2 protein-coding genes and 1 pseudogene are annotated in these 4188 nt (G+C 70.2%); 1 reads left to right on the forward strand and 2 read right to left on the reverse strand.

Annotation, left to right across the window (positions count from 1 at the left end):
• Positions 1-371: 371 nt before the first annotated feature.
• On the reverse strand, positions 372-449 hold the full coding sequence (locus IH13_RS46205) for a 50S ribosomal protein bL37 (protein ID WP_373292019.1): 78 nt from the start codon (positions 447-449) through the stop codon (positions 372-374).
• Between the two features lie 542 nt (positions 450-991).
• On the opposite strand from IH13_RS46205, the pseudogene IH13_RS45000 reads away from it, so the two are divergent.
• Positions 992-1369: pseudogene (locus IH13_RS45000) on the forward strand (DUF4232 domain-containing protein); the annotation flags it as partial.
• Between the two features lie 403 nt (positions 1370-1772).
• On the opposite strand, the gene IH13_RS39820 reads toward IH13_RS45000, so the two are convergent.
• On the reverse strand, positions 1773-4103 hold the full coding sequence (locus IH13_RS39820; RefSeq protein ID WP_324605200.1) for an nSTAND1 domain-containing NTPase: 2331 nt from the start codon (positions 4101-4103) through the stop codon (positions 1773-1775).
• Positions 4104-4188 lie beyond the last annotated feature (85 nt).

Here is a 4188-nt window from a genome sequence, read left to right on the forward strand (position 1 = left end):
GTCCGCCACCGCGGCCGGTGTGGCGGTCAACAGGCCCGCCAGGACGGCGAGGAGCGCGGCCAGTACCGCGGCCCCGCGGCGCAGGGCACGGCCGCGGCCCGGAGCGCGGGCACCGGCGGAGGCGGGGGGTGGTGTCGGTGCAGCGCGCATGGGCGGCTCCTCGCAGCTGTGGGTGCTCGTTGCGTGAGTGGGGGGGAAACGCTGGGTCATTACATCGATGTAATGACGGGGTGACACGCTAGGGACACCGTCTGCTCAAGTCAACGGATCGGTACCGACGGACAGTTGCGGCGTGACGTGCCGCACGACGAAGAGCCCGGCCCCACCGTCGTACGGGGGGACCGGGCTCCGGGATCCTCAGGCCTCAGGCCTCAGGACTGCGGCCGTCGGCCGTGGTTCGCGGCGTTCTTGCGGCGCGCCTTCTTCTTGCGGCGTCGTTTGGAGGACATGGCCACCTCTCACAGGTTCGGGGAGGTCAGGAAGCATCCTGATGTCTGACCGCTCCATGCTCGCAGCACCGCGCGGGAAAAGCGAAGCGACACGGTATCCGCCCTCTGTGACAGAGCTGAAGCACGCAGGACGGTTGGGAGACCGCGGGAACGAGCAGGCGAAAGGCATGGACTCACAGCCGTTCGCCCCGACGCCCCCGACGCCCCCGACGCCCCCGGCGCCACCGCCCTTCCGCCCTCCGGACCGCCGGACGCCCGGGAGCGGGCGCAGGCTCCGCCGGTACGCGCTCGTCCCGGCTGCCGCCCTGTCGGTGGCGGTCGTCCTGGCCGGATGCGACGACACCTCCGCATCGAGCAGTCCAGCGGGTTCCGGTCAGACGATGCCGGACAGTGCCACGCCCCGGCCCCCCACCACCGCTGCCTCCTCCTCGGACGAGCCGTCACCGCCCGGTACGGCCGCCTCGAACGACCCGTCGCCGTCCGGCACCTCCCAACCCTCGGAACCGGCCACCCAGGCCGGCCCGCAGCGCTGCACCGCCGAGCAGCTGACTCCCGGTGTGAGCCGTTCCGATGGCGGCGCGGGGCAGATCTACTACCGGCTGACGCTGGCCAACACGTCCGACACCGCGTGCGTCCTCCAGGGCTTCCCGGGCGTCTCACTGATCAAGCGCGACGGCGGCGTGATCGGTGACCCGGCCGAGCGTGAGGGGTCGGCGGGGAAGAAGACCGTGCTCAAGCCCGGCGGGAGCACGGCGGTCACGCTGCACACGGTCAACCAGGGTCTGACCGACGCACCGTGCTGGGACCGCCCCGACTACCTCAAGATCTACCCGCCCGGCTCCAAGGAGGCGGTCACCCTGCGCACGACCGAGCCCCTCGTCTGCGGCGACCGCTTCACGACGACGGCGGTGGGCGGCTGAACGCGACCGGAAGCCGAGGGTCTCCTCGGCCTCCGGAAGTTGGCCCCGCGTCTCAGGCGCGCTCGCGCCCGCCCGGCCAGGCCGGCCCTCAGGGGTTTCGGCGGCTCATCCCGACCAGTCGTCGTGGCAGGGCGGAGACCCGATTCGGGGACTTGTCCGCAAGGCCCCGGAAGCCGTCGTCCACCCTTCCCTCAGGCCGGGGTGTCGCAGAGACCGCGGCGGTCCGGCACCTGGAGGCCCGCCACCGCGGGCACACCGTCGTCCATGACCACACTCGCCGCGACAGGAACACGGGCTCCGGCCGCACGTCGGCACACCGCCACGCCCACCCGACGAAAGAGCCACGGAACCCGCAAGTCACCGGCGTTCGGCGTCCCCTCACCGCGACCCGAACGGCGGGGGGTCAGCCCTCGCACTCCGTCAGGTCCGGGGGGCTGGGAATGGGCTTGGCCCCTGTCAAACCGGCCAGGTTCTCCCTGTACATCGCCTCCCAGGCGCCACCGGCGGTGATCTCCTTGAGCGCCGAGCACACCTCCCTCTTCAGGGCCGGCGTCTCGGAGCGCATGGCCACGCCGTACCCCTCTGCGCCCTGGAGGTCGTCCAGCCGTCGCACCTTGCCCCGGCCGGCCTTCTCGTACCCGGCGACGACGATGTCGTCCGAGACCATCGCGTAAACGTCGGACCTCGGGTCCAGCAGCATGTTCAGGCATCCCTCGTAGGTGTCAGGCTGTGCACGCGCCATGGTGAAGCCCAGCTTCGGCAGCGCCGTCTCGTACGGAGAGCCACGTGCGGTGCATACTTTCGCTCCTGTATCAAGCAGGTCGCCGGAGTCACTGATCGCGTTCTCGTTGGCGTTCCCGCGGACCAGGAAGCCTCCGCTCGCCATGTAGTACGGGCCCGCGAAGCTGAGGGAGCCCGCCTTGCGGTCAGCCCTGCGGTCATCCGTGATGCCGAACGAAGCGATGACGAAGTCGACGTGTCCCGTACCTAGAGCACCAACCCGGGAGTCGGTCGCCACAGAGGAGAATGCGACCTCAGAATCGTCATACCCCATGTTTCGGGCGATCTCGCGGGCCATCTGGATCTCGAAGCCCGACCAGCTGTTCGTCTCCTCGTCGTACACGCTCATGCCCGGCTGGTCCGCAGCGACGCCGACACGCAGCAGAGGGTGCGAGACCTTCCACGGATCGGGCTCGTCCGTGGCCCCGCCGCTCATGAGCCAGCCGGCCATGACCAGCAGGGCTGCGCTCAGGGCGACAGCAGGCAGCCCCAGCATCTTGTTCCGCCGCCGGATGGCTTGGGCGCCGGCGTGCAGGAACGTGCGTTGCAGGGGGGTGGGGCGACTGTGGCCGGTGGGGTTGGCGGCCCATTCCCGAGCAAGACCGAGGCGGGACCCGCGATACAGCCGGGCGGGGTTTCGCCCGTCCTGGTCCCAGGCGTCGGCGTCCTGCGCAAGCTGTTGATGGATGCGCAGCCCTGACCGGTCGTCGTGGATCCACTGGCGCAATCGTGGCCAGGCGTGCAGCAACACCTCATGGGTGATGAAGACGGATCCCGCCTCAACGGTGACCAACTGGGCGTCGACCAGCCTGTCCAGAACTTCGTCCGTGGTCTCCGGATGGGTCGAGTCGTGGAGCAGCCGGATGCGATTGGCCCGGCGACGGGTGTCCTGGGTGCCTTCGCCGATGTGGACCAAGTTCAGCAGCAAGGACCGGGCTGCCTGCTGTTCGGCGGAGTCGAAGTGGCCGTAGGTCGCCTCGGCGGTGTTTTCGACCGAGTTCCGGACGTAGCCCGCGGCCGCATAACCGGCCACGGTCAGTGAGCGGCCCTCGCGATGGTGCCATGTGGCGTGCAAGGCATGGGAGAGGAGCGGCAGGGACTCCGGGTCGTATCCCTGCGCGGTCTCGTCGACGCCGAGATCACGCAGCAGAATCTCGACCAGCCCCGGCTGCAGTTCCAGTCCGGCGATTCGAGCAGGCCCCGCAATGGCCTCACGCAGTTCGGCGGCGGTCATCGGCCCGAGGAAGACGGGAGTGTCACGCACAGCGTGCCGCAGTTCAGGGTAGGTGGCGCAGTGGTCCTGGAAGTCCGACCGCAGACCCAGGACCACCAGTGCGGGCGGCTCGTCGCCACCACCGCCGGCGGCAGCGCACAGGGCACTGATGAAAAGCTGGCGCTCGCGCCCGTCCGCACACTGGGTGAAGACTTCCTCGAACTGGTCCACCACCAGCACCAGACGCGACCCGGTGATCGCTGTTCGGCCGGCTCGGGCACGCAGCATCTCGCGGATGACGGGGGCGAGTCGACGCGGGTCGCTCTCGATCTCCTCGCGCAGCGACGCGCCTGGCACGCCGGCCAACCGCTCCAGGCGGGTGGCCAGTTCGGCCAACGGGTGCTCGGTGGGGGTCATGAGCAGGTGCGGCCATGTTCTGGCTCCGGGCATCGGCATCGCCCCCTTGCCCAGAGCGGACAGCAGGCCCGCGGCCAGCACGGAGGACTTCCCGGCCCCGGAGGGGCCCATGAGGACCAACGGGTCGGTTGTGTCCATACACCCGGCCAGCCCTCCGGCCAGCTCGGTGATCACATGCTCGCGGCCGAAGAACCACTGCGCCTGGCTGGGTGCGAACGCGGCCAGACCCGGGTAGGGGCACGTCTGCGGTACGGGGCCCTCCCGCACCCGTTCCGGCACGGGCAGGAGAGCCGGCGGCCGGTAGGCCGGGTTCGGACACAGCACCAAGTCGTCGATCCACTCGCTCGCACGGTGGCGGGGGCGCGGAAAGCCTCGCGCGGTCAGCGTTCGGTCCAGGTAGCGGTAGGCG

The sequence above is a fragment of the Streptomyces sp. NRRL WC-3549 genome (assembly GCF_000721935.1).
In the GTDB taxonomy this organism is placed as follows: Bacteria; Actinomycetota; Actinomycetes; order Streptomycetales; family Streptomycetaceae; genus Streptomyces.

Coding starts and splice junctions, on each gene's coding strand:
- IH13_RS46205 (WP_373292019.1), bottom strand. CDS start 449: ATGTCCTCCAAACGACGCCGCAAGAAGAAGGCGCGCCGCAAGAACGCC.